22 protein-coding genes are annotated in these 24,641 nt (G+C 75.4%); 14 read left to right on the plus strand and 8 right to left on the minus strand.

The window, feature by feature from the left end; all coding sequences use genetic code 11:
- Window positions 1–171: 171 nt before the first annotated feature.
- The 6 genes from AVL61_RS04700 (at window position 172) to AVL61_RS04725 (ending at window position 6,257) form a co-directional block, all read left to right on the plus strand.
- Entirely contained in the window at window positions 172–738 is a 567-nt protein-coding gene (locus AVL61_RS04700) for a helix-turn-helix domain-containing protein (protein WP_058873160.1), read from the plus strand.
- 58 nt (window positions 739–796) lie between these two features.
- Window positions 797–1,882, plus strand: coding sequence for an agmatinase (gene speB / locus AVL61_RS04705; protein WP_058873161.1), 1,086 nt, complete (start codon window positions 797–799; stop codon window positions 1,880–1,882).
- A 14-nt stretch (window positions 1,883–1,896) separates the two neighbouring features.
- A complete protein-coding gene (locus AVL61_RS04710; protein WP_231738274.1) occupies window positions 1,897–3,102 on the plus strand; it encodes an aminotransferase-like domain-containing protein in 1,206 nt (401 codons plus the stop codon).
- A gap of 166 nt (window positions 3,103–3,268) precedes the next feature.
- On the plus strand, window positions 3,269–4,036 hold the full coding sequence (locus tag AVL61_RS04715; RefSeq protein WP_058873163.1) for an alpha/beta fold hydrolase: 768 nt from the start codon (window positions 3,269–3,271) through the stop codon (window positions 4,034–4,036).
- Window positions 4,037–4,130: 94 nt separating this feature from the next.
- Entirely contained in the window at window positions 4,131–5,009 is an 879-nt protein-coding gene (gene ygiD / locus AVL61_RS04720; RefSeq protein WP_197412637.1) for a 4,5-DOPA-extradiol-dioxygenase, read from the plus strand.
- Between the two features lie 171 nt (window positions 5,010–5,180).
- Window positions 5,181–6,257, plus strand: coding sequence for a hypothetical protein (locus AVL61_RS04725; RefSeq protein WP_157571288.1), 1,077 nt, complete (start codon window positions 5,181–5,183; stop codon window positions 6,255–6,257).
- A 46-nt stretch (window positions 6,258–6,303) separates the two neighbouring features.
- Here AVL61_RS04725 and AVL61_RS04730 read toward each other — a convergent pair whose 3' ends face one another.
- From AVL61_RS04730 to AVL61_RS04740, 3 genes are all read right to left on the minus strand, one after another.
- Window positions 6,304–7,530, minus strand: coding sequence for an FAD-dependent oxidoreductase (locus tag AVL61_RS04730; RefSeq protein WP_058873165.1), 1,227 nt, complete (start codon window positions 7,528–7,530; stop codon window positions 6,304–6,306).
- 9 nt (window positions 7,531–7,539) lie between these two features.
- A complete protein-coding gene (locus AVL61_RS04735; protein WP_058873166.1) occupies window positions 7,540–8,712 on the minus strand; it encodes a type III polyketide synthase in 1,173 nt (390 codons plus the stop codon).
- Between the two features lie 113 nt (window positions 8,713–8,825).
- Entirely contained in the window at window positions 8,826–9,437 is a 612-nt protein-coding gene (locus tag AVL61_RS04740; RefSeq protein ID WP_058873167.1) for a malonic semialdehyde reductase, read from the minus strand.
- Window positions 9,438–9,552: 115 nt separating this feature from the next.
- Between AVL61_RS04740 and AVL61_RS04745 the strand changes: the two genes are divergently transcribed.
- The 3 genes from AVL61_RS04745 (at window position 9,553) to AVL61_RS04760 (ending at window position 14,304) form a co-directional block, all read left to right on the plus strand.
- Window positions 9,553–9,990 (plus strand): DoxX family protein, encoded by a 438-nt coding sequence (locus tag AVL61_RS04745; RefSeq protein ID WP_331457101.1) that lies wholly within the window; start codon window positions 9,553–9,555, stop codon window positions 9,988–9,990.
- 219 nt (window positions 9,991–10,209) lie between these two features.
- Entirely contained in the window at window positions 10,210–11,868 is a 1,659-nt protein-coding gene (locus AVL61_RS04750) for a S8 family serine peptidase (RefSeq protein WP_058873168.1), read from the plus strand.
- A gap of 234 nt (window positions 11,869–12,102) precedes the next feature.
- Complete coding sequence (locus AVL61_RS04760) at window positions 12,103–14,304, plus strand: S8 family serine peptidase (protein ID WP_058873170.1); 2,202 nt, start codon at window positions 12,103–12,105, stop codon at window positions 14,302–14,304.
- Window positions 14,305–14,336: 32 nt separating this feature from the next.
- Here the strand turns inward: AVL61_RS04760 and AVL61_RS04765 are convergent, their stop codons facing one another.
- The 3 genes from AVL61_RS04765 to AVL61_RS04775 are packed head-to-tail and all read right to left on the minus strand — an operon-like array spanning window position 14,337 to window position 16,372.
- Window positions 14,337–14,885: a TspO/MBR family protein gene (locus tag AVL61_RS04765; protein ID WP_058873171.1), complete on the minus strand. Its 549-nt coding sequence runs from the start codon at window positions 14,883–14,885 to the stop codon at window positions 14,337–14,339.
- A gap of 3 nt (window positions 14,886–14,888) precedes the next feature.
- Window positions 14,889–15,572 carry a DUF2238 domain-containing protein gene (locus tag AVL61_RS04770; protein WP_157571289.1) on the minus strand — a complete coding sequence of 228 codons (684 nt, stop codon included), beginning with the start codon at window positions 15,570–15,572 and terminating at the stop codon, window positions 14,889–14,891.
- Window positions 15,569–16,372, minus strand: a complete 804-nt coding sequence (locus tag AVL61_RS04775) for a glycosyltransferase family A protein (RefSeq protein WP_058873173.1) — start codon at window positions 16,370–16,372, stop codon at window positions 15,569–15,571. Before AVL61_RS04775 ends, AVL61_RS04770 begins: the two co-directional genes overlap by 4 nt.
- Window positions 16,373–16,410: 38 nt before the next feature.
- On the opposite strand from AVL61_RS04775, the gene AVL61_RS04780 reads away from it, so the two are divergent.
- From AVL61_RS04780 to AVL61_RS04800, 5 genes are read left to right on the plus strand one after another with little or no spacing between them, the layout of a single operon-like run.
- Complete coding sequence (locus AVL61_RS04780; protein WP_058873174.1) at window positions 16,411–17,034, plus strand: MarR family winged helix-turn-helix transcriptional regulator; 624 nt, start codon at window positions 16,411–16,413, stop codon at window positions 17,032–17,034.
- A gap of 47 nt (window positions 17,035–17,081) precedes the next feature.
- Window positions 17,082–18,197 carry a polyprenyl synthetase family protein gene (locus AVL61_RS04785; RefSeq protein WP_082696954.1) on the plus strand — a complete coding sequence of 372 codons (1,116 nt, stop codon included), beginning with the start codon at window positions 17,082–17,084 and terminating at the stop codon, window positions 18,195–18,197.
- Window positions 18,194–20,680 (plus strand): phytoene desaturase family protein, encoded by a 2,487-nt coding sequence (crtI, locus tag AVL61_RS04790; protein ID WP_082696955.1) that lies wholly within the window; start codon window positions 18,194–18,196, stop codon window positions 20,678–20,680. Before AVL61_RS04785 ends, crtI begins: the two co-directional genes overlap by 4 nt.
- A complete protein-coding gene (locus AVL61_RS04795) occupies window positions 20,677–21,024 on the plus strand; it encodes a lycopene cyclase domain-containing protein (RefSeq protein WP_058873175.1) in 348 nt (115 codons plus the stop codon). Before crtI ends, AVL61_RS04795 begins: the two co-directional genes overlap by 4 nt.
- Window positions 21,021–22,202: a prenyltransferase gene (locus AVL61_RS04800; RefSeq protein WP_058873176.1), complete on the plus strand. Its 1,182-nt coding sequence runs from the start codon at window positions 21,021–21,023 to the stop codon at window positions 22,200–22,202. The genes AVL61_RS04795 and AVL61_RS04800 overlap by 4 nt, the downstream gene beginning before the upstream one ends.
- Here AVL61_RS04800 and AVL61_RS04805 read toward each other — a convergent pair.
- Entirely contained in the window at window positions 22,192–23,685 is a 1,494-nt protein-coding gene (locus AVL61_RS04805; RefSeq protein ID WP_058873177.1) for a phytoene desaturase family protein, read from the minus strand. The two genes, AVL61_RS04800 and AVL61_RS04805, sit on opposite strands and share 11 nt — an antisense overlap.
- Window positions 23,682–24,548: a UbiA family prenyltransferase gene (locus AVL61_RS04810; protein ID WP_058873178.1), complete on the minus strand. Its 867-nt coding sequence runs from the start codon at window positions 24,546–24,548 to the stop codon at window positions 23,682–23,684. The genes AVL61_RS04805 and AVL61_RS04810 overlap by 4 nt, the downstream gene beginning before the upstream one ends.
- Between the last annotated feature and the right edge of the window lie 93 nt (window positions 24,549–24,641).

The raw sequence follows: 24,641 nt of genomic DNA on the forward strand, positions 1-24,641 counted from the left end.
CTGCTTCCTCGGGGCGCTGCCGCCCACGGGGTCGGTCGGGGGAGTTCCTCACCGCGGGTTGTCCAGCAAGAAACAAAAGTTGTCCCACATAGTATGATGCAGATCATGTTTTGGGAACGGGTCCGGGTCGTGACGGGCGGGTGAACCCGTCCGGGAGGAAGAGGCGTCGTCGTGAAAGCACTGCCCATCGAGAGCTCCGGGCACTCCGCCGCCGTGGGATCGCGGCTGCGCAACCACCGGCGGCGCAGCCACATGACCATCGACCAGCTCGCCTCCGCGGCGGGTCTCACCAAGGGCTTCGTGAGCCGGGTCGAGCGGGACATCACCTCCCCGTCCGTGGACTCCCTGGTGCGGATGTGCCAGGTGCTGCGGATCGACGTGGGGGCGCTCTTCGCCGGGCCCGCCGACGTGGAGGTGGTCCGGCTCGCGGACGCCCCGCACATCGACCTCGGCGGCGAGGGGATCGAGGAGCAGCTCGTCACGCCGGCGGCCCAGCGCTCGGTCCAGGTCATCCGGGCCCGCGTGGCCGCCGGCGGCCGGGGCGAGGACGCGATGTACAGCATGGACTGCGAGACCGAGGTGCTGCATCTGGTCAGCGGCCTGTTCCGCCTCCACGTCCCGGACCGCACCTACGACCTGGCGGCCGGGGACACCGTGACGTTCCCCGGCTCCGAGCCGCACACGTGGGAGAACCCCGGCACCGAGGAGGCCGTGCTGCTGTGGATCCTCGGCTCCTGAGCTCCCCGCCCGTCCCGTCCACCATCCCCGTCTCCACCCACCGAGAGGACACCACGCCATGAATCCCGAGCGCATCACCGGCTCCGCCCCGGACGGCACCCCCGTCGTCGGGCCCGTCAACGCCGCCCTGACCCCGCGCTGGGCCGGACTGGGCACGTTCGCCCGCCTGCCGCGCACGGACGAGGTCGCGCACACGGACATCGCCGTGGTGGGCGTGCCGTTCGACGCCGGCGTCTCCTACCGGCCCGGCGCCCGGTTCGGGGCCAACCACGTCCGGGAGTCCTCCCGCCTGCTGCGCCCCTACAACCCCGCGCAGAACGTCTCCCCGTTCGCCGGGACGCAGGTCGCCGACGCCGGGGACATCGTGGCCAACCCCTTCGACATCCCCGAGGCGATCGCCGCCATCGAGGCCCAGGCCGCGGAGCTCATGGGCGAGGACACCCGGCTCGTGGCGATCGGCGGCGACCACACCATCGCCCTGCCGCTGCTGCGCGCCGTCCACGCCCGCCACGGCAAGGTCGCGCTGCTGCACTTCGACGCCCACCTGGACACGTGGGACACCTACTTCGGCGCCGAGTACACCCACGGCACGCCCTTCCGCCGCGCGTTCGAGGAGGGCCTGCTCGACACGGACGCGGTGTGCCACGTCGGCACCCGCGGTCCGCTCTACGGCACCGAGGACCTCGACGACGACGCCCGCTTCGGCTTCGGCATCGTCTCCTCCGCCGACGTCATGCGGCTGGGGGTGGACGCCGTCGTGGCGCACCTGCGGGAGCGCGTCGGCGACCGCCCGCTCTACGTGTCCCTGGACATCGACGTCCTGGACCCGGCCCACGCCCCCGGCACGGGGACCCCGGAGGCCGGCGGCATGACCAGCCGGGAGGTGCTCGAGATCCTGCGCGGGCTGCGGGGCACGCACGTGGTCGGGGCCGACGTCGTCGAGGTCGCCCCGGCCTACGACCACGCGGAGATCACCGGGGTGGCCGCCGCGCACGTGGCCTACGAGCTCATCAGCCTCCTCGCGCTGGGCCCCGGCGCGGCCCCGGACGGGCCCGCCTACGGTCTGTCCGGGCACGTCTACGGGGACGCCGCGCCGGGGCCGGCGCAGGGCCCGGCGCAGGAGACCTCGGGGGAGCAGCGGTGACCGGGGGCGCGGCCGTGACCCCCTGGCCCGGCCACACCTCGCTGTTCGCCCACCGCGCCGACGAGTTCCGGCCCTCCCCGGTCCGCGCCGTGTTCGAGATCGCGATGCGCCCCGGGATGATCTCCCTGGCCGGCGGGAACCCGGACATGAGCGTGCTCCCGCACGACGTCGTTGCCGCGATGGCGGCGCGGATCCTCACCGAGCGCGGGCCCGAGGTGCTGCAGTACGGCTCCGGGGCCGGGATCGAGCGCCTGCCCGGACTGGTCGTCGAGCTCATGCGCCTGCAGGGCGCGGAGACCACGCCCGACTCGATCCAGATCACCACCGGGTCCCAGGCGGGTCTCGACCTCGTGACCAAGCTGTTCTGCGACCCGGGGGACGTGGTCGTGGCCGAGGGCCCCACCTACGTGGGGGCCCTCGGCGTGTTCGGCAGCTACGAGGTCGAGGTCGCGCACGTGGACGTCGACGACGACGGGCTGGACCCCGAGGCGGTCGCCGAGCGGATCGACGGGCTGCGGGCCGCCGGCCGGCGGGTGAAGTTCGTCTACACCGTGCCGAACTTCTCCAACCCCACGGGCGTGACGACCACCGAGGACCGGCGCCGCCGGCTCGTGGAGGTCTGCGCCGAGCGCGGCGTGCTCGTCCTCGAGGACGACCCGTACGCGCTGCTCGGCTTCGACCGCGCCCACCGGCTCCCGTCCCTGTACTCGCTGGACCCCGGCACCGTGATCCACCTGGGCAGCTTCTCCAAGATCTTCTCGCCGGGGCTGCGGGTGGGCTGGATCGCCGCGGCGCCGGCGGTGCGGGCGCGGCTGCAGATCGCGGCCGAGGCCGTGACCATCCACCCGTCCGTGCTCAGCCAGGAGCTCGCCGCGGAGTACGTGGCCGGCGAGCACTGGCGGCCCGCCCTGGACCGGGCGGTGGAGCTCTACCGGTCCCGCTGCGCCGCCATGATGGCGGCCCTCGAGCGGTTCATGCCGGCGGGGGTGCGCTGGACGCGCCCGGCCGGCGGGTTCTTCACGTGGCTGGACCTCGACCCGGCCCTCGACCACGGGGACCTCCTGGGCCGGGCCATCGGGCACGGCGTGGTGCTCGTGCCCGGCGGGGCCTGCTACGCGGACGGGCGCGCCTCCACGAGCCTGCGCCTGGCCTACTCCGCGGCCTCGGAGGAGGACATCACCGAGGGGGTCCGGCGGCTGGGCGAGATGCTGCGCGGCTGAGCGGGAGCGCGGCCGAGCGGCCGAGGCGGCCGCTCGGCCGAGGCGGCCGCTCGGCCACGCGCGTGGGGGAGGTCCTCGCGATCCTGCCCCGCGCGGTCCTGCCCCACGCGGTCCTGCCCCGTGCCCGTGCTGCTGCGGTGTCCCCGGCAGGGGCGATACTGGCCGCATGAGCGAGGAGCCGACCGGCCGGATCGGGGGCCTGTGGTCCAGCGCCCGCGGGAACGGGCCGCACTTCGTCCTGCTGCACCCCGGGGGCACGGACTCCCGCGCCCTGGGCCCACTGGTGGCGGAGCTGACCGGCCGGTACCGGGTGATCACCCCCGACCAGCGCGGGCACGGACGCACCCCCGACCGGGAGGGCCCGCTCTCCTACGCGGCGATGGCCGAGGACACCGTCGCCTTCCTCGGCGCCGCGGCCGAGACGCCGGTGCACCTGCTGGGGTTCAGCGACGGCGCCGTCGTCGCCCTGACCGTGGCGCTGCGACGGCCCGACCTGGTCCGGGACCTCGTGGTCGCGGGCGGGGTGTACCACCACGACGGCTGGGAGCCCGGCGTCCTGGCGGAGGAGGCGGAGGCGCCGGAGTTCATGGCCGACGCCTACGCGGAGGTCTCCCCGGACGGCCGCGAGCACTACGGCGAGGTCGTGGCGAAGCTGCGGCGGATGCACGCGGCGGAACCGGCCTTCACGGACGCGGACCTGGCGGACCTCGGCCTTCCCGTGCTCGTGCTCGTCGGCGACGACGACGAGGTGCGGCTCGAGCACGCCGTGGCCCTGTACCGCGCCCTGCCGCACGGGGAGCTGGCCGTGGTCCCGCACGCCTCCCACGGCGTGCTCGTCGAGAAGCCGCAGCTGTGCGCGCGGCTGATCACCGACTTCCACGCCGCCGACAAGCCGGCCGGCTTCGCCCCGAGACGGCGCCGCACGGGACGCTGACCGGGCAGGCTTGGCGGGAGCGCCGGCGCCGGGCAGGATGGCCGCAACGGACCACTGTGGCCGCGCCCCTCGGGGCCGGCGCCGAGGAGGCGGGATGAGCACGCGGAACCCTGGTGCGGACGTCGTGATGCCGGCGGCGTTCTTCGGGCACGGCAACCCCATGAACGCCCTGGAGGTCAACCGGTACACCTCCGCCTGGCGGGCGTTCGGGGCCTCGGTGCCGCGGCCCCGGGCGATCCTGGTGGTCAGCGCGCACTGGTACATCAACGCCACCGCGGTCACCGCGATTCCGGCGCCGCGCACGATCCACGACTTCTACGGCTTCCCGCAGGAGCTCTTCGACGTGCAGTACCCCGCCCCCGGGCTGCCGCGCCTGGTCGAGGAGATCAGCGACACCGTCCACCCCACCTGGATCGGGGCCGACGTCGACAGCTGGGGCATCGACCACGGCACCTGGTCCGTGCTCACCCACGCCTTCCCGGACGCCACGATCCCGGTGCTGCAGATGAGCATCAACGCCGACAAGCCCCTGGACTACCACCTGGACCTCGGCGCCCGCCTCGCCCCGCTGCGGGAGGCGGGCGTGCTGATCATCGCCAGCGGCAACATCGTGCACAACCTGGGCGGGATGGACTGGACGCGCACCGACGAGGGCTACGACTGGGCGCGGCGCTTCAACGAGGACGCCAAGGAGCGGATCCTCACCGACCCCACCGAGCTGGCGGCCCTGGACGCCCACCGCGACTGGGACCTGGCCGTGCCCACCCCCGACCACTTCATCCCCTCCCTGTACCTGGCCGGGCTCGCCGGGGCCGCCGGGGCCACGGACACGGACGTGCTCGTCGACGGCTACTCCTACGGCTCCCTGTCGATGACCGCCTACACCCTGGGCATGGATCACCTGCCGGCGGCCGGTGCGGGCGGGTCCTCCCGGCCGCCGGCCGGCCTGCCCCCGGACGGCTCCAACATCTGAACTCCGCGACCCGCCGCGCCCGCGACCGGCTCCCGGACGGCGGCGGCCGTGGCCGTCCGCCGGCCCGGTCGTCACCCTCCTGCTGACTATGCTCGTGGGACGACGTCGAGGTGTTCCCCGGAGCGGTTCCCGCGGCCGCGGCAGCACGTGCGCCCCGGGGTAGGAGGCAGAGTGCAGACGCTGACCGTAGGAGTGCTGGCCGACCCCGGCCTGCCGGAGAAGGTGGCCCACCGGGTGGCCGAGGACCTGCCGGGCGCGCTGTCCCAGCGCACCGGCCCGGAGGTGTCCTGGGAGGTGGAGGTCAGCCGTGAGACCCTGCCCCTGACGCCCGAGGGCGACATCCCGATCCTGGACAAGGCCGACGCGCTGCGCGAGGCGCACGGCTGGGACTGTGTGGTGTACCTGACGGACCTGCCGCGCGACCACGACGGGGACCCCATGCTGTGCGAGGTCAGCGCGGGGGCCGCCGCCGCACTGGTCTCGCTGCCGAGCCTGGGCGCGGACCACTTCTCCCGCAAGGCCTGCCGGCTGATGGCCGCCCTGGTCGGCGAGATCCGCAACGATGCCCGGCGCCGCCCGTCCCCGTCCGCGGTGCACGAGGCCCTGGGCCGGACGGCGGTGCGCCGCGTGTCCCCGGCGGACGGCGGGGACACCTCGTACCTCGTGCTGCCCGGGTGGGTGAACCGGCTGCGGCTGCTGATCGGCATGGTGCTGAGCAACCGTCCCGGACGGCTGCTGCCGGCCCTGGCCAGCTGCGTGGCCGCCGCCGCGGCCACCGGCGCCTTCGGCATCTTCTACGCCTCCATCTGGAACATGTCAGACGCCCTGTCCCCGGTCCGGCTGGCCATGGTCAGTCTGGTGGTCACCGCGGCGCTGAGCGGGTGGCTGATCTTCCACAACAACCTCTGGAACCGCACCCGGGACGCCGAGGCGCCCTGGCGGGCGGGCTCGGACAACGCCTCCACGGTCATCACCGTGTGGCTGAGCGTGGCCATGATGTACGTGCTCCTGTGGGCGATGCTCTTCGTCGTGGGCCTGGCGGTGATCGAGGCCGGCTACCTCGAGTCCCAGCTGGGGCATCCGGTGAATGTGCTGGACTACGGGCACCTGGCGTGGCTGGCCGCGTCCCTGGGCACCCTGGCCGGGGCCCTCGGCTCGAACTTCGACAGCGACGAGGCCATCCGCGAGGCCACCTACAGCCGGCGGGAGCACCAGCGCCGCCAGCTCGCCGACACCTACGAGGACTGAGGGCGATGTCGCCGGCGGCCGGCCGGTTCCGTCCGGGGAGCCGGGCTCAGGCCAGCAGGGCCTCCGCGGCCCGGCGCCCGGAGCGCAGGGCGCCCTGGGTCGAGCCGTCGGTGCGGTGGTCACCGCACACGTAGAGGCCGTCGCCGAGGGCCACGGGCCGGTCGGCCACGAGCCCGGGCGGCTGCTCGGGCAGCGCCCGGCGCACCTCGTGCACGGTCAGCAGGTCCCAGGCGGCGGTGTCGGCGGACCAGATCGCGGCCAGCTGCCGGCGGACGTCGGCCTCGGCCGGGAGCGCGGCGCCCCGCGGGAGCAGGGCGCTCGCCTGGATCAGCGCACGGCCGTCCGGGGTGTAGCTGGGGGCGGCGTTGCTGACCACGGCCGTGTCGATCAGCGGGCCGTCGGTCTCGCCCGGCAGGACGAGGCACCCGAGCTCCGAGGGCGCGGACTCCGCCGCGAACCACCAGGTCGCCTCGCCCTTCATGGGGGTCTCCGGCAGGTCCAGGAGCCCGGCGGCGGCAGGGGCCTCGGCGGCCACGACCACCGAGGGCGCCCGCCGGACGGCGTCGCCGGCGCCCACGGCCCACCCGTCGCCGGTGCGCCGCACCGAGTCCACACGGGTCCCGAGGACGGCGGGGGTCCGGAGCCCGTCGTGGATCCAGTCCGGCAGCGCACCCATGCCCGCGGCCGGCAGTCCCGGCGTGCCGAGCAGGAACCAGCCGACGAGCTCGCGCACGAAGGCGGCCGAGGTGCGGCCCTCGTCCTCGAGGATCACGCCGGCCAGGAACGGCTCGAGCACCAGGTCCCGCAGCGGGCCCCGCACCCCGGCGGCGTCGAGCGAGTCGTGCCAGGCGAGGTCCCGCTCCTGCCGCCGCCGGGTGCGGGGGTCCAGACCCGTGGCGAGCCAGGCCGCCAGGGCGGGCAGCCGGCGCAGCTCCACGAGCGGGCTGCGCAGCGTGTCCGCCAGCCGGGACGGGACGCGCCGCGGATCGGCGAGGACGTCGATCCCGTCGCCGCGGCGGACACCGGCCGCGGCGTCGAACTTCTGGATCCTCAGCGCCGCGACGTCCACGCTGCGCCGCAGCTCGGTGTAGGCGGGGTTGAGCACCTGGAACCCGCGGTCGCAGCGGAAGCCGTCGACCACGTCGGTGCGGACCCGGCCCCCGACCCCGTCCGAGGCCTCCAGGACCGCCACGTCCAGTCCGTGCTGCTCGAGCAGCCGGGCGCACTGCAGGCCTGCGAGTCCGGCGCCGACGACGACGACGTCGTGGTCCACGGGAACCTCCTAGCGGATCGGGACGGCCGCGGCGGGGTCGAGCTCCGCGGCCGGTGCGGCGACCCGGGCGGGGATGGTGAACAGCGCCGACTCTACGGTCAGGCCCGGCCCGAACGCCAGGGCGCAGACGGTGCGGACCTCGTCCGCGGGGGCCTCGTCGATCACCTGGCGCAGGACGTGCAGGACGGTCACGCTGCTCATGTTGCCCCGCGTGGCGAGCACGTCCCGGGACTCCCGCAGCGCCTCGGGCGGCAGCCCCAGGGTGTGCTCGAGCTTGTCGAGGATGCCCCGGCCGCCCGGGTGGAGGGCCCAGTCGGTGATGCTGTCCCGGTCCACGGCGCCCTCGGGACCGTCGAGCAGGGCCTCCAGGGCGGCGTGGATGTTGTCCTCGAGGACCTGGGGCACGGCGGCGCCGAGGATCATCTCGAACCCGGCGTCGCCGATGGTCCAGGCCATGGCCTCCTCGCCGTCCGGGATCACGAGGGTGCGGAAGCGGTCGAGCTCGAGCAGCGGCGTGACGCCCTCGGGGACCCTCGCGCTGACCACGGCCGCCGCCGCGCCGTCGGCGAAGAGGGCGGCGCCCCGGATGGCGTCCGGGTCCCGGGCCGGGCGCAGGTGCAGCGTGCACAGCTCCACGGCGACCAGCAGGACGACGGCGTCCGGGCCCGCCGTGGCGATGGACGCGGCCTGGCGCAGTCCGATCAGCCCGCCGTGGCAGCCCATGAAGCCGATGTGCGCGCGGCGGGCGGACGGGTCGAGGCCGAGGTCCCGGACCAGGTGGTAGTCGGGGCCGGGGGCGAAGAAGCCGGTGCAGGAGACGGTCACCACGTCGGTGATCGACGCGGGGTCGAGGCCGGGGCACCGTGCGAGGGCGTCCCGCGCGGCCTCCGCGAAGAGGGCCGGGGCGCGCTCCACGTAGGTGGCGTTGCGGACGCCGGTCAGGGGCCCCAGGAACCGGCCGTCCGGGGTGATGTACGGCGAGCCGCCGCGGGCTCCGTCCTCGACCAGCTCCGGGAGCACCGTGTGCCGGCGCTCGACCCCGGAGGCGCCGAACACCGTGCGCAGCAGCCGGGCGTTGAGCCGGTCGGTGCCGGGCTGGGCCTGGTAGAGGTCCTGGGCGTCGGTCTGCTCGAGCACGTGCGGCGGGAGGGCCGTGCCGAGGGACAGGAGTGCGGGCGTCATCCTCTCCAGTATCCGTCCTCGGGCCGACAGGTGCCACGGAGGACGCGCGGAGGGCGGTGGCGGCGCGGAGGGCCGGACGGGCCCGCGCACGGGCGGGCCCGTCCGGAAGGGCCTCAGACGGTGCTGGTCGCGGTGTCGAAGTCCAGGCGCGGCAGCCGGTCGTGGCGCGGGGCGGCGGGGGCGCCGATGTTCACGACCAGCAGGGAGCGGCGGGTGGTCCCGGCGTGGAACTCGGCGTCCACGCCGGCGGGGTCGAACCCGCCCATGGGGCCCGCGGCGAGGCCCACGGCCCGCACGGCCAGCACGAAGTACCCGGCCTGCAGGTGGGCGTTGTCCCGGCCCATCCGCTCGCGCAGCTCCTCGTTGCCGGCGAACATCTCCTGCTTGCCGGCGGCCGGCGGGAAGACGACGGGCAGGTGCTCGTGCCAGTCCACGTCGTAGCCGAGCACCGCGACGACGGGGGCGGCGGCGGTCTTCGCCCGGTTGCCCTCGGCCATGTGGGGGAGCAGCCGCTCCCGGGCGTCCGCGGAGCGGATCCACGTGACGCGCAGCGGCTGGATGTTCATGGCGGTGGGGCCCATCCTGGCGAGCTCGAAGATCGCGCGGAGCTGCTCGTCGGACACGGGCTCGTCGAGGAACTCGGAGGCCGTGCGGGCCTCGCGGAAGAGCAGGTCCGCGGCGAGGGCGTCGAGGGTGAGCTGGTCCTGCAGGGCGTCGAGAGCCATGGGATGTCCTTTCGGGTGCACGCACTTACTGGTGTACACGTCAACAAAGCGGGAGGCCGGTCTATGCCGGGAAGGACTGTGCGGTCCGTCACGCCGCGGTGGGTACGCTGGCCCCATGATCCCTCGTCCCCGGCAGCGCCCGTTCCCCGCGGCCCCCGGCCGGCGCGGGCCCCGCGGCGGCCGCGGCGGTGCCGCGGCGTCCCCGGCGCTGCGGATGGGGGCGGCCCTGTGCACGACGGGCACGCTGCATCTCGCCCGGCCCGCCCTCTTCGACGGGCTGATCCCCCGTTCGCTGCCCGGGGCGCCGCGCACCTGGACGCTGGGCTCCGGGGCGGCCGAGCTCGGCGTCGGGGCGCTGCTGCTCCACCCCCGCACCCGCCGCGCCGGGGGCTGGGCCGCGGCGGCCCTCCTCGTGGGCGTGTGGCCGGGCAACGTCACCATGGCCTGGCGCGCCCGCCGCGGCTCCCCGGCGCGGCGGGCCGTGACGCTCGCGCGGCTCCCGCTGCAGGTCCCGATGATCGCCGCGGCGCTGCGCATCGCCCGGACCGGCTGAACGCCCACCGCCCGGCGGGACGCCGACCGCCCGGCGGGACGCCCACCGGCGCCCGGGCCGCGAGGGTCGCATTGGGTCACACACGCACACGCTTCCTACGCTGGTCGGAGCACAGGAGTGGGGGCTCCGTTTCCGCAGGGGGATCGCTCTCGCTCCAGTCCATCGGGGGGTGGGCTGTGCGCGCCGTGCCGCCTCCCGTCCCGACGGCCGGAGGAATCCTTGACGACCACCCGCACCACCGCCGCGCTCGCGCTCGCGGCCGCACTCGCGCTCGTCCCGCTGGGCTCCGCCGCGGCGACGACCGGGACCGCACTGCCCGGGGCCCCGGCCTCGCAGCCGGTTCCCGAGGCCGCCGGGACCGATCCCGGAGCGGCTCCCGCCCCGGGGTCGGCCCGGGCGACGGACCGCCTCGTCGTGAAGTTCCACGAGGAGGCCGTCCCCGAGGACTCGCGCGACGTCGTGTACGCGCAGGCGGCCGGCCGCTCCGGGGACGCCGGGCTCGTGGAGACCGCGGCCACCGCGGACGGCGCACAGGTGGTGCGCACCGGCGCGATGCTGGCCGGCGACGAGCTCGAGGCGCTCACCACCGCCCTGGAGCAGGACCCCGCCGTCGAGTACGCGGAGCCGGACCTGCTGGCGACCACCGCCGCGGTGCCGAACGACCCGTCCTACGCGACGCTGCAGTGGAGCCTGTGGGACGACCCGGCCGGGCTGGGCATGCCCCTCGCGTGGGACCGGGCCACCGGCGCCGGGCAGACCATCGCGATCGTGGACACCGGCATCACCTCCCACCCCGACCTGGACGCGAACGTCCTGCCCGGCTACGACTTCGTCTCCACGGCCCAGAACGGCCGGGACGGCGACGGGTGGGACGCGGACCCGACCGACATGGGCGACCACCCGGACTCCGTGCTGTGCCCCAACAGCCCCATGCCGGTGAGCGCCACCTGGCACGGCACCCACACGGCCGGCGTCGCCGCGGCCGACGCGAACAACGGCGTGGGCATCTCGGGCGTGGCCCCGGACGCGAAGATCCTCCCCGTGCGCGCCGTGGGCGCCTGCAGCCAGGGGTACATCACCGACGTCGCCGCGGGCATCCGGTGGGCCAGTGGTGCCCCGGTGGCGGGCGCCGCCGCCAACCCGAACCCCGCGACCGTCATCAACCTCAGCCTCGGCGTGCCGGGGGAGTGCCCGGCGGTGCTGCAGTCCGCGATCAGCGAGGCCCTGGGCCGGGGGATCCCCGTGGTCGCGGCCGCGGGCAACCAGGGTGTGGACGCCGCGCAGTCCGCGCCGGCCAACTGCGCCGGCGTGATCTCGGTCGCCGCGACCGACGTCGCGGGCGCCCTGGCCCCCTACTCCAACTTCGGCTCGGTCACGCTCGCGGCCCCGGGCGGCGATCCCTACGCGCAGATCCTCTCCACCGGCAACGCCGGGACCCAGGGCCTCGGGGCGCCCACGTACACGGAGCGCAACGGCACCTCCATGGCGGCGCCCGCCGTCTCCGGCGCCGTGGCGCAGCTCCGCCAGCTCTCGCCCCGGCTGGGCGTGGCGGGCCTGCGGGACGCACTGACCTCCACGGCCCGGCAGGCCCCCGGTGGGTGCGCGCCGGGGTGCGGCGCGGGAATCGTGGACCCGGTCTCCGCGCTGATCGCGGTGCAGGGCGGCAAGCCCTTCACCACCCGGGGCGGCATCGGCACGCTGCACCGCAAGATCGGCACGACCGCCGGTGAGGCCCGCTCCCGCGAGCTGTGCGCCCTGGGCGGCACCCCGTGCTTCCAGGAGTTCGCCCGGGGATGGATCGTCTGGAACGCCGGCCAGGGTGCTCGCTGGCAGCCGGACCTGCCGAACCGGTGGTGGGAGATCACCTCCACCCGCTGACGCCCCGGCCCTGCGGCGCCGTCCACCCCTGGGGGTGGGCGGCGCCGTCGTCGTCCGCGGCCCGGTTCTCCGGGCCACCTCCGCAAGTACAGTGAAACGCATGGAACTTCCCATTCGGTAACAGAAGCAACCGCTCCGTACGCTGAGCGCAGCGGCGCCGACCCCACCCCCCTTCGCGGCCGGTGCGCTGCGGGTCCTCGCCGCGCGCCGCACCCCCCACCGGCTGGAGCATCCATGACGTCCTTCCCCGGCCGCGCCCTGGCGGCCGCCCTGGTCCTGACCCTGGTCGGTGCCGCCGTCCCCGCAGCCGCCCGGCCCCCCGTGGACACCACCGTGCCGGTCCCGTCCCGGCACGCACCCGGGGCGGAAGACCTCGGGGCGGAAGTCCCCGGGACGGAAGGGGCCGGGGCGGAAGTCCCCGGGACGGAGGAGTCCGGCGCGGACGAGCCCCGGCGCACCGGCGCGACCGACCGGGTGGTCGTGAAGTTCCGGGACGGCGCGGAGGCCGCCCCGCGGACCCGGGAGCGCGTCTACGCGGAGGCCGCGGAGCAGGCCCTGCCGCGGGGCGCGGCGGCGGGCGGGTCCGGGGGGACCGCGCCCCGGCTGGACGAGGTCAGCGAGACCGTGCACTCGGCCCGGGTCGTGGCGGCGGACGGGCTCCTCGACGCGCGGCAGCTCCAGACCCTGACCGCCGCCCTCGAGGAGGACCCGGCCGTCGAGTACGCCGAGCCGGACCACCTCGCGGGCATCGCCGCGGTGCCCGACGACCCCTACTACGCGACGTCCCAGTGGAACCTCCGGCCCTCGGTGGCGGGCCTCGACCTGCCCGCCGCGTGGGACCGGGCCACCGGTGCGGGCCAGACCATCGCGGTCGTGGACACCGGGATCACGCCCCACCCGGACCTGGACGCCAACGTCCTGCCGGGCCACGACTTCGTCTCCCTGCACGCCGGCGGTGTGCAGCCGGGCCACTCCCGCGACGGCGACGGATGGGATCCGGACCCCCAGGACGAGGGCGACTACGCGGGCCTGGACGAGTGCTGGTCCGGCTCCGCGGCCAGGACCTCCTCCTGGCACGGCACGCACACGGCCGGCATCGCGGCGGCACGGGGGAACAACACCACCGGCGTGGCCGGTGTCGCCTACGACGCGAAGCTGCTGCCGGTGCGCGCCCTCGGGGCCTGCGGGGACGGGTACATCTCGGACATCGCCGTGGCGATCGCCTGGGCCGCGGGCCACGACGTCGAGGGCGTCCCGGCGAACCCCCACCCGGCGACCGTCGTGAACCTCAGCCTCGGCTTCCGGTCCAGCACGTGCCCGGCCGTCCTGCAGGAGGGGATCGACCGGGCCCTCGCCCGCGGGACGAGCGTGGTCGTGGCGGCGGGCAACAACGACCGCGACGCCCGGGAGGAGTCCCCGGCCAACTGCCGGGGTGTGATCACCGTGGCCGCCACCACCGCTCAGGGCGCGCGTGCCGGGTACTCCAACTGGGGCAGGGTCACGCTGGCAGCCCCGGGCGGGGACCCCTCCCGGCAGATCCTCTCCACCGCCAACGCCGGGAGCGCCCGGCCCGGCAGCGGCTCCTACTCCTACAAGTACGGCACGTCGATGGCCAGCCCCACGGTCGCCGGGATCGTGGCCCTGGTCCGCGAGACGGATCCGTCCCTCTCCCCGGCCCAGGTCAAGGACGTCCTGGCCGCCACGGCCCGGCCGCTGCCCGGGCCCTGCCCGGGCGGCTGCGGCGCCGGGCTCGTGCACCCCAGAGCCGCCGTGGCCCGGGCCACGCTCCAGGAGGGCTACACCGCGCAGGGCGCCATCGGGTGGCTCCACACCCGGATCGGCTCGTCCACCGGGGCGCCGCGCTCGCACGAACGGTGCGGTCTCGCGCAGGAGGGCTGCTACCAGGAGTTCGAGCGCGGAGCGATCTACTGGAGCCCGGACTCCGGCGCCCGGTGGGTGCACGGCGGCGTGCGGAGCGCCTGGCACCGGGCCGGTGGCGTCAACGGCGTCCTCGGCTATCCGCGGTCCGGGGAGCGGAGCAACGGCGCCGGGGGCGTGCAGCAGCTCTTCCAGGGGGGCACGGTCGTCTGGAGCGCCGGAACCGGCGGGGCCGCCGTGCGGGGGGCCATCGGCCGGCGCTGGGCGGCCCTGGGCGCGGAGACGGGTCTGCTGGGGTACCCGCTGGGCCGCGAGCGCGGCGGTCTGGGCGGGGCGCGGCAGGACTTCGAGCGGGGACGGGTCCTGTGGTCACCCGCCACCGGCGCGCAGCCCGTGCGCGGGGCGATCGGCCGGGCCCACATCGACCTCGGAGGCGAGCAGGGCCGCCTGGGCTACCCGGTGTCCCCGGAGCACCGCTCCGGGGACTCGGTCGTCCAGCACTTCCAGGGCGGAACGATCCGCTACCGCCACGGCGGGATCACGATCTCCTCCCGCTGACCGGGCCCGGCCGGCGCCGGGGACGGCCCGGCTCAGGCGTTGAGCTGGTGGATGCGGGCGCTCAGGACGGTCGCGAAGCCGCACCAGCCGGCGTAGGGGAGCAGCGCGGCGCCGTGGAGCGGGCGTGCCTGCGCCGCACGGCGTGCGAGGTCGGCGGTGCTGACGGTCAGCGCCGCGGCCGTCGCCGTGGCCAGGGCCGTGTCGTGCTTCGTGAAGAAGACCCAGCTCCAGCCCGCGTTCAGGGCGAGGTTCAGCGCGAGCGCCCGGCGGTAGCCGCGCTCGAGCCGCGCCGCCTCGGACGGGGGACGCACCGGCCGCCGGATCGTGCGCACCCGCGAGCCGCGGCGGTGCAGGCCCGGGCCGGCCTGCCGCTGCAGCTCGGTGAGCACGGCGGCGGAGGTGATCGCCAGGTCCGCGTAGAGCGCGGTCCACACGACCGGGAAGACGGCGGCCGGCGGCTGCAGCGCGGGCTTGCGCAGGTGCCGGTACCAGGGGCTGTCCACCCCGGCGGAGGCCGCGGTGCCGGCCGCGGCGGCGGCCCCCGTCTGCACGGTGGTCTTGAGCAGGTTCGTCCAGAACATGGGTCAGTCCTTCTTCTCGGTGGTGTCTTGGTCCTCGGTGCTGCCCGGCCTCCGCACGGTGCCGGATCGCTGCGTGCCGCCCGGTCGCGCTGTGCTGCCCGGTCGCGCTGTGCTGCCCGGTCGCGCTGTGCTGCCCGGTCGCTCCGTGGCGCGCGGCTTCCCTCCGGCGCCCGCCCGCTGCCGCGCCCAGGTGCCGAGGATGCCGGCGACGAGCGACCCGGCGTGGCCGGCGGCCAGATCGCCCATGGTGTCCAGATAGCCCACGTTCACCTGGGGGTCCACCAGGTAGAAGCCGGCGAACTCGAGGTACTCCCACACGAGGGCCAGTGCCGCGCCCAGGGAGCTGACCACCACCACGTGGGACACCGGGCCCGGGGACGAGAGCCGGGACCAGCGCTCGAGGGCGCGGAACGCGAGCTCGGCCAGCACGGCGGTGGCCGCGAAGTGGACGACCAGGTCCCAGTGCTCGAGCTCCTCGTAGAGCAGGAACACGGAGCTCCAGGCCGCGAGCAGCAGCGTCAGGTCCGTGGTGATCTCCAGGGCCGCCGGCAGCCGGGCCCGCCAGGTGATGGTGACGGCCAGGCACACGAGCATCATGACGGAGGCGCCCACGAGGTCGAAGAACAGAATGGTGAGCAGCACGGAGAGGGGGCCGAGCCACCGCACCGCGAGCGCGAGCCGGCTCATCCGCGGCCCCCGCCCGGCCGGTGCCCCAGGCGCGCCTGCCACCGCTCCCACGGGCGCTCGTCGGCCCAGTTCAGCCGGATCGTCCGGAAGCCGCGCGCCAGCCGGCGGACGGCGGGGCGACCGCCCCGCAGCGCCCGGGGGGACATGCCCACGGACAGGCCGGGCCGGAAGAGGATCCGGTGCCCGGGGTCCAGCCGGAAACTGAGGTCCAGGTCGTCGTGCAGCTCCGGGTCCTGCCGGTGGACGCGGTCCCGCACCTCGAGCCACCAGGACCGGCGCATCGCCATGTTCGTGCCGAACAGGGGTGGGTGGGCCAGCGCGGCGGCCGTGCTGAGCACGTACAGGCCCATGTAGAGCACGGACAGCAGCCGGTCGACGCCGGGCGGGAGGCCGTGGAAGCGGCCGGGGCCGGCCACGGCGACCACGTCCGGGCGGGATCCGAGGGCCGCGAGCAGCCCGGCGATCCACTCCGGGCCGGGGAGGCTGTCCGCGTCGCAGCGCACCACCACGTCGCCCCGGGCGGCGTCGTAGCCGGCGGCGGCGGCGGGCGGGATGCCCGGCACGGGCTCGAACACCACGCGGGCCCCGGCGGCGCGGGCGACCTCGGCGGTGCCGTCGCTCGAGGCGTTGTCCACCACCACGATCTCGTCCGGCGGCCGGGTCTGCGCCGCGAGCAGCCGCAGGCACCGCGCGAGGTGCACGGCGTCGTCCCGGGCCGGCACCACCACGGACACCGCCGGGCTCCCGGGCGCCTCCGGCGGCGGGAGTTCCGGGCCGGCGTGGTCTCTGCTGTCGGTCATGGCCCCATTCTCCCGTGCCCGCGCCCTAGAATCGGGACATGCAGTCCGACGAGGGCACGAATAGCACGTCCGGCGCCGAGGCGCCGGACCGGATCCCGGGCGGCAACCCGCACCAGGGACGGCGGGGGTTCGACGTGCTCTTCCTGCTGCAGCACTTCAGCACCGAGGCGGAGCGCTACGCGGACCAGGTCCGCCGCCGTTTCGGCCTGGCGCACAAGGACGTCCACGCCCTCAACGAGGTCATGCAGGCCAACCGTGCGGGCCGGCCGATCCGCGCCGGCGACATCGCCCAGCGGCTCGTGCTGAGCGGCTCGGCGACCACGTCGGTGATCAAGCGCCTGGTCTCCGCGGGCCACCTGGTGCGCGCGGTCGATCCCCGGGACCGGCGGGAGGTCAGCCTGCAGGCCACCGACCAGGCCTACCGCTCCGGCCGGCAGATGTTCTCGGCCATGGGCGAGGAGGTCCTGGCGGTGCTCGACGACTGCACCGACGAGGAGATCGAGGTGCTGCGGCGGCGCCTGCCCCAGCTCACCGACGCGGTCCGGCGGGCCGGCCGCCGGGCGGGGGAGGGCCCGGCGGCGGGGGAGGGCTCGGCGACGGGGGTCGCCGAGGAGCAGGGGGCCGCGCCGGCGGAACCCGGAGCGGTCCCGCGCCCGGCGTGACGCGGACGATTGATTCGATTTTCGAAGGACTGTGGTGGAATGGGGGAATGGTGACGGTCTTCTCGCGCGAATCGGCCTTTCCGAGCGCCCGGCAGGGCACCGGGACACGGACCGGGCACGGCGGCGGGGAACCCGCCCCGGTTCCCGTCCTGGAGGAGTTCCTGGCCGAGGCCACCGGTCGCGCGGAGGCCGTGGACCCCGGCTTCGCCCGGCTGTGGGGCGAGGTCGCCCGGCTCAGCTCCGGGGGCAAGCGGATCCGCCCGCACCTCGTCCGTCTCACGGCCGGCGCCTATCCCGCGCCCGAGCCGGAGCCCGTGGTCGAGGCCGTCGGCGCGGCGTTCGAGCTGCTGCACACCGCCCTCATCGTCCACGACGACGTCATCGACCAGGACGAGCAGCGCCGGCACCAGCCCACGATCAACGCCGCCGCCGCCACCCGCGCGTTCGCGTCGGGCTCGGGGCAGGACCAGGCGCGCCAGTACGGCGCGAGCGTGGGCGTCATCGCGGGGGACCTCGCCCTCGCCGGCGCGTACCGGCTCGTGGCCCGCTCCGGGCTCTCGCCCGAACGGCTGCCCCGCCTCCTCGACCTGCTCGACGCCGCCCTGTTCTCCTCGGCCGCGGGCGAGCTGCTCGACGTGGACCACGCGCTGCCCGGCGCCCGCCCGGGCCGCGAGCAGGTCCTCGCGGCGACGTGCCTGAAGACGGCGGTCTACTCCTTCGAGACCCCCCTGCAGGCCGGGGGAGTGCTGGGCGGGGCCCCCGCGGGGGACGTGGAGGTGCTCGGCCGCCTGGGCCGGACCGTGGGCACCGCCTACCAGCTCGTGGACGACCTGCTCGGGGTCTTCGGGGATCCGGAGGCCACGGGCAAGTCCGTGCTCAGCGACCTGCGGGAGGGCAAGCGGACCATGCTCGTCGCCGCCGCCCTGTGCACCCCCGCCGGCGAGGAGCTCGACGCGATCCTGGGCCGCCACGAGATCAGCGGGGAGCAGGCCCTCCGGGCCCGGGAGCTGCTCGAGCGGTGCGGGGCCCGGCGGGAGGTCGAGGCCATGGTCACCGAGTGCGCGGACGAGGCCCGGGCCCTGCTCGACGCCGCGGGGCTGCCCGCGTCCCTCGAGCAGGACCTGCGGCGCATCGTCGCCGGGGCCACGGAGCGCATCCGGTGACCGCCGCCCAGCACACCGGGTCACCGGCCGAGGCCGCCGCCCGCTACGACGACACCGCCCAGCAGGCGGCCGCGACCGTCATCCGCCGCTACTCCACGTCCTTCGGGCTCGCCTGCCGCCTGCTGGGACCGGAGATCCGCCCGGACGTCTACGCCGTCTACGCGCTGGTGCGGATCGCCGACGAGATCGTCGACGGCGCCAGCGCCGGCGCCGGCGTCCCGCCCCGCGGGTCGCGGGAGCTCCTGGACGCCCTCGAGGAGGAGACGTACGGCGCGATCGAGCGGGGCTTCAGCAGCAACCTCGTGGTGCACGCCTTCGCCCGCGCGGCCCGCCGGGCCGGGATCGGTCCCGAGCTCGTGCGCCCGTTCTTCGCGTCGATGCGCGCCGACCTCAGCGCGGACCGGCACAGCGCCGACTCCCTCGACGAGTACGTGTACGGCTCGGCCGAGGTCGTGGGGCTGATGTGCCTGCAGGTGTTCCTGGCCGGTCGCCCCGTGCCCGAGCAGCGCCGGGCGCAGCTCGTGGCGGGGGCCCGGCGGCTGGGGGCGGCGTTCCAGAAGGTCAACTTCCTGCGCGACCTGGCGGAGGACTACGGGGAGCTCGGCCGCGTGTACTTCCCCGGCGTGGAGCCCGGGGAGTTCTCCGAGGCCGAGAAGAACCGCCTCCTCGACGACATCGACGCCGACCTCGCAGCCGCCCGCGCGGTCATCGACGACCTCCCCCGGTCCTCCCGCGCCGCCGTCCTCGCCGCCCACGACCTGTTCCGGGAGCTGTCCGTGCGGATCCGCGCCACCCCTGCCCGGGAGCTGCTGAGCTCCCGCATCCGCGTGCCGAACCCGCGCAAGGCCGGGCTCGCCGCGGCCGCCGTGGTCCGGGCGCGCGCCCGGCGTCGCGCCCCCGCGCCCCGAGGACGCCGTGCCGTGGTGGTGGGCGCGGGGATCGCCGGACTGGCCGCCGCGGGCCTGCTCGCGAAGGACGGCTGGGACGTGACCGTCCTGGAGCGCGGGAGCGCGACCGGCGGGCGCGCCGGGCTGCTCGAGCGGGACGGGTTCCGCTTCGACACCGGGCCCTCCTGGTACCTCATGCCGGAGGTCTTCGACCACTTCTTCCGGCTCATGGGCTCCAGCGCCGCCGAGGAGCTCGAGCTCGTCCGGCTGGACCCCGCCTACCGGGTCTGGGGCGAGCGCTACGAGCGGCCGATCGACATCCGCTCGGACCTCGAGGACACCGTGGCGCTGTTCGAGTCGGTGGAGCCCGGGGCGGGCGGGCGGATCCGCGCGTACCTGGCCTCGGCGAAGCGGACCTACGAGCTCGCCGTCGACCACTTCCTCTACACCTCCTACGCCTCGTTCACGCCGCTGCTCACGCGGCCGGTGGTGCGGGGCCTGCCGGAGCTCGCCCGCCACCTCACCGGGTCCCTGCACGACCTCGCCGCCCGCACCGTGCAGGACACGCGGCTGCGGCAGGTGCTGGGGTATCCGGCCGTCTTCCTGGCCAGCGCGCCCCGGATGACGCCGTCCCTGTACCACCTCATGAGCCACATGGACCTCACGGACTCCGTCCAGTACCCGCAGGGCGGGTTCCGCCGGGTCGTCGAGGCCGTGGAGGGGCTCGCCCTCGCCCACGGCGCGCGGATCCGGACGGGGGCGGACGTGCTGCGGATCAGCACCTCCCCGGCCGCCGACGGGCCGGTCCGGGCCACCGGCGTCGTGTGGCGGGACGCGGACGGGGCCGAGCACGAGCTCGCCGCGGACGTGGTCGTCTCGGCCGCGGACCTGCACCACACCGAGACCGCGCTGCTCCCGCGCGAGCTGCAGAGCTACCCGCAGCGGTACTGGGACCGGCGCCAGACCGGCCCCGGCGCGGTGCTCGTGATGCTCGGGGTGCGCGGAGAGCTGCCCGGGCTACCGCACCACAGCCTGTTCTTCAGCGAGGACTGGGACGCGAACTTCCGGGCGATCTTCGAGGAGCCCACCAGCGTGCCGGACCCCGCGTCCGTGTACGTCTGCAAGCCCTCGGCGACCGACCCCGCCGTGGCGCCCGAGGGGCACGAGAACCTCTTCGTGCTGATCCCCGTCCCCGCCGACCCCGCGCTGGGAGCGGGCGGGCCGGACGGCACCGGCTCCGCGCGGGTCGAGGCCGTCGCGGACCGGGTGATCGACCAGATCGCGGCGTGGGCCGGCGTGCCGGACCTGCGGGAGCGCGTCGTGGTGCGCCACACCGTGGGCCCCGAGGACTTCCGCCGGGACTTCAACTCCTGGCGCGGCAACGTGCTGGGCCCCGCCCACGTGCTCAAGCAGTCCGCGTTCTTCCGGGGCGCCAACCGCAGCCGAAAGGTCGCGGGCCTGCACTACTGCGGGGCCTCGACCATCCCCGGCATCGGCCTGCCGATGTGCTTGATCAGCGCGGAGATCCTGCTCAAGGACCTGCGCGGGGACACCTCCACCGGTCCCCTGGCAGAACCCCTGGTGCCGCGCGGATGAGCTTCGTGTACCTCGGCTTCCTGCTGTTCAGCCTGGCCGGGATGGTGCTCCTCGACGTGCGCGAGCGGCTGTTCTTCGCCCAGGACCCCCGCCGGGCGGCGCTCGTGCTGCTCGCGGGGCTGGTGTTCTTCCTCGCCTGGGACGTCGCCGGGATCAGCCTCGGGATCTTCCTGCACAGCCGGAGCGCGTGGGCGACCGGCTGGATGGTCGCCCCGCAGATCCCCGTCGAGGAGGTCGTGTTCCTCGTGTTCCTCTGCTACCTGACCATGAACCTGGTCCGGCTCACGGAGAAGGCGCTGGCACGCCGCTCCGCCCGGGCCCGCGGGAAGGCGGAGGCCCCGTGACCTACGCCCTCGTCATTCCCGTCTTCCTCGCGCTCGCCCTGACCCCGGCCACCCTGCTGGTCCGCAGGCCCTCCCCGGCGCCTCCCCGGCGCCGGGCCCTGGCCGTGCTCGGGATCTCCTTCGCGGTGCTCGCGGTGCTCACGGTGGTCTTCGACAACCTCATGATCGCCGCCGGGTTCTTCGACTACGGGGCCGGGCACATCACGGAGCTGCGGATCGGTCTGGTGCCGGTCGAGGACTTCGCGTACCCGCTCGCCGCGCTGCTGCTGCTGCCGTCGCTGTGGTGGGGGCTGGCCGAGCGGGGGCGGCTCGCCGCCACCGTGCGCACCCTCGTGGCCACCTCCCGGCCGCTCTCCTGGGTCAACACCGCCTACCCCTTCGCGGCGGCCTACGTCATGACCACCGGCCGGGCGGACCTGCCCCTCGTGGTGGGGACGCTGTTCTTCCTCTTCCCGTACAACCTGCTGATGTACGGGATCAACGACGTCTTCGACTACGAGTCCGACCTCCGCAACCCCCGCAAGGGCGGTGTCGAGGGCGCGCTCGTGGACCGGTCCGAGCACCGGATGATCCTCGTGGGCTCGGCGCTGGTGGCCCTGCCCTTCCTGGCGTACCTGTTCCTGGCGGGCGGCGCCGCCGCGGCGGGGGTGCTGGTGGTCAGCCTCTTCGCGGTGGTCGCCTACAGCCTCGAGGGGCTGCGCTTCAAGGAGGTCCCGTTCCTGGACTCGGCGACCTCCGCCACGCACTTCGTGTCCCCGGCGGTCTACGGCCTCGTGCTCGCCGGGGCGGACCGGTCACCGGGTCTCGTGGCCCTGTGCGCCGCGTTCTTCCTCTGGTCGATGGCCTCGCAGGCCTTCGGGGCGGTCCAGGACGTCCGGGCGGACCGGGAGGGCGGGCTGCGCTCGATCGCGACGGTCCTGGGCGCCCGCCGCACGGTGTGGGCCGCCGCGGCGTTCTACCTCGCGGCCGGGGTGCTCCTGCTGCTCACCCCCTGGCCCGGGCCGGTGGCGTCCTTCCTGGTGCTGCCCTACCTCGCCAACCTCGTGCCGTTCCTGTCCATCACGGACGCCGGTTGCGAACGCGCCAACCGGGGCTGGCGCCGGTTCCTGTCGCTCAACTACGTCACCGGCTTCCTCGTGACGATGCTGCTGCTCTGGGCGTGGGAGCTCAGCCGGTGACCGGTTCCCGCCGCCCGGGCCGGGGGCCGCGGACGGGACCGGGATCCCGCTGCAGGCGCCGCAGCAGCTTGTCGGTCGAGACCATCGCCCCGCCCAGCACCGCCGGCAGCCCGCCGCCCGGGTGGACGGAGGCCCCCACCCGCCACAGCCACGGCCGCAGGGGACTCGTGTAGGACGGGGCGTGCAGCGGGCCGCTGCGCCAGGCCGGGTGCACCGCCCCGTACAGCGCGCCGCCCGCCGAGCCGTGCGCGGCGAAGTGGGCGGGGTCCAGGATCTCCGTGCTCCGGAAGCGGTCCGGAAGCCGTCCGGGCAGCCCGAGCACCCGGGCGGTGCGCTCGAGCTCCCGCACGACGAACGGGTCCTCGAGGGTGTACGACTTCCCGTTGGCCGGTGCGGTGAGCAGCACGGCGAGCGTGGGAGCGCTGTTGGGGTAGACCCCGTGCGCCGGGTAGTAGTTCGCGAACGCCATGGTCTGCTCGGGCTCGGTCCCGGCCTCCAGGTCGGCGTAGAGATCGGCCGGGCGGTCGGGCAGGACGACGCCGTGCCGGGGCGTCCCCTCGGGCAGCCCGGCGCCGAGCACCGCGTAGATCCCGATCGCCGAGCAGCTGAGCCGGCGCGGCACCCGGGGCGCGCGCCCGGCGAGCAGCCCGTCCAGCCGGTGGGCGTCCAGCCCGCCGACCACGGCGTCGGCCGGGTACGTGCCCCGCTCCGTGCGGACCCGGCGGCGGGCGACGGAGGTCACCGGTTCACCGGTGCGGATCTCCACCCCGGACGCCACCGCCAGCCGCCGCAGGGCCTCGACGAGCTCGTGCACGCCGCCCCGGGGGATCCAGACCCCGTCGCGTGCCATCACGGCGGGCATGCTCGCGTACAGGGCCGGGGTGCGCGCCGGGCCGACCCCGGCGTTGAGGGTGTGGATGGCGATGACCTCGCGCAGGCCCTCGGGCATCCAGGTGAGGCTGTCGAGGTAGCTGCGGGTCGTGAGCCGCCGCCCGTAGAGGCTCCCGAGCCGGCCCAGCGCGGGACGGGCCGCCCGGTCCATCACCTCCGTGGTCAGCAGCCGGGTGATGTCCGGGCCGAGCGGCCCGTGCTCGGCCTCGAAGCGGACCCATGCCGCGTGCCAGGGGTGCCCGGGCGGGACGGGCAGCTCGCACCGGTCGCCGCGGTAGTAGTACGTGCCGACCTCGGGCAGGCGCTCCAGCTCGAGCCCGGCCGTCTCCGCGGCCCTCGGCCCGCGGTCCCCCGCCGGCGCGGCGGCGTCCCGCAGCCGGTCCAGGCGGCGGAGGAGCTCCTCCCACACGCCCGGGAACGTGAACAGGGACGGCCCCGTGTCCATGCGCTGGCCCGCGGCCTCGATGCGGCGGCTCTTGCCCCCGAGCCGGTCGGCGGCCTCGAGCAGGGTGACCTGGTGACCGGCGTGGCCGAGCAGGGCGGCCGAGGTCAGGCCGCCGAGACCGCCGCCGACGACGACGACGCGGCTCACGGGTACAGCCCCAGGTACAGCGCCACCGTCAGCTGCACCCCGGCCACGGAGCCGGCGACGTAGGGGAAGGCGATGGAGTGCCGGTACAGCCGGTGCCCGGTCCCGGGCCGCGGGTCCCGCAGGAGGGACAGCACGAGCCACCCGGCGATGAGGGCGTTGACCGCGGCCACCGGGAGGCTGACCAGCACGAAGCACAGCGTGGACACGGCCCACCAGCCGCCGCTCCACAGGCCCGCCCCGCGCGGGCCGAGCCGGACGGCCGTGGTCGTGATGGCCACCGCGCGGTCCTCCTCGATGTCCTGGACGGCGTCGAAGGCGTGCTTGGCCACGCTCCAGGCCATCAGGCCCAGCGCGGCGGACCACACGGGGGCCTGCCCGAGGGCGAGGGGGAGGAAGACCAGGGGCAGGGCGTAGGCGGCGTTGCTCAGCGAGTCCAGGAAGGGCCGGGCCTTGAAGCGCACGGGCGGGGCCGAGTAGAGCACGAAGACCAGGACGTACAGTACGATCCAGGCCAGCGCGGCCGGGGACAGGGCGACGGCGAACCAGACGAGGAACGGCGCGTTGGTGACGAGCACCGCGGTCCAGATCGTGCGCACCTCGGAGGAGTCGATCAGCGCCCCCTCGAGCGAGCCCTTGCGCGGGTTGAGGGCGTCGGTGTCCTGGTCGAAGACGTCGTTGACGCCGTAGATCAGCAGGTTGAACGGGAGGGTGAGCCACAGCAGGAGCGGCAGCGCCTCCCACTGCCACAGCGACCCGGCGAGCCACATCCCCACCACGCCGGGGCCCAGGGTGTTGACCCAGAGCACCGGCCGGGCGATGTGCACGATCCGCTGCACGGCGGGGACGGATCCTGCCTGGGTCACGGCGGCGGCTCTCCTCGGACGACAGATGACCGGGGAGCCCCGGTGCCTCCAGACTACGTGGGTTCCGGGGCCGGTGGGGCAGGGGCCGGACCG

It is taken from the genome of Kocuria rosea subsp. polaris (genome assembly GCF_001483755.1).
GTDB classification, from domain to species: Bacteria; Actinomycetota; Actinomycetes; order Actinomycetales; family Micrococcaceae; genus Kocuria; species Kocuria cellulosilytica.

Bases quoted from the DNA above. Each gene is read 5' to 3' on its own strand.
- AVL61_RS04715 (WP_058873163.1), top strand. From the start codon at position 3,269: ATGAGCGAGGAGCCGACCGGCCGGATCGGGGGCCTGTGGTCCAGCGCC.
- AVL61_RS04765 (WP_058873171.1), bottom strand. From the start codon at position 14,885: ATGTTCTGGACGAACCTGCTCAAGACCACCGTGCAGACGGGGGCCGCC.
- AVL61_RS04770 (WP_157571289.1), bottom strand. From the start codon at position 15,572: ATGAGCCGGCTCGCGCTCGCGGTGCGGTGGCTCGGCCCCCTCTCCGTG.
- AVL61_RS04775 (WP_058873173.1), bottom strand. From the start codon at position 16,372: ATGACCGACAGCAGAGACCACGCCGGCCCGGAACTCCCGCCGCCGGAG.
- AVL61_RS04745 (WP_331457101.1), top strand. From the start codon at position 9,553: ATGATCCCTCGTCCCCGGCAGCGCCCGTTCCCCGCGGCCCCCGGCCGG.
- speB (WP_058873161.1), top strand. From the start codon at position 797: ATGAATCCCGAGCGCATCACCGGCTCCGCCCCGGACGGCACCCCCGTC.
- AVL61_RS04735 (WP_058873166.1), bottom strand. From the start codon at position 8,712: ATGACGCCCGCACTCCTGTCCCTCGGCACGGCCCTCCCGCCGCACGTG.
- AVL61_RS04740 (WP_058873167.1), bottom strand. From the start codon at position 9,437: ATGGCTCTCGACGCCCTGCAGGACCAGCTCACCCTCGACGCCCTCGCC.
- AVL61_RS04795 (WP_058873175.1), top strand. From the start codon at position 20,677: ATGAGCTTCGTGTACCTCGGCTTCCTGCTGTTCAGCCTGGCCGGGATG.
- ygiD (WP_197412637.1), top strand. From the start codon at position 4,131: ATGAGCACGCGGAACCCTGGTGCGGACGTCGTGATGCCGGCGGCGTTC.
- AVL61_RS04785 (WP_082696954.1), top strand. From the start codon at position 17,082: ATGGTGACGGTCTTCTCGCGCGAATCGGCCTTTCCGAGCGCCCGGCAG.
- AVL61_RS04760 (WP_058873170.1), top strand. From the start codon at position 12,103: ATGACGTCCTTCCCCGGCCGCGCCCTGGCGGCCGCCCTGGTCCTGACC.
- AVL61_RS04780 (WP_058873174.1), top strand. From the start codon at position 16,411: ATGCAGTCCGACGAGGGCACGAATAGCACGTCCGGCGCCGAGGCGCCG.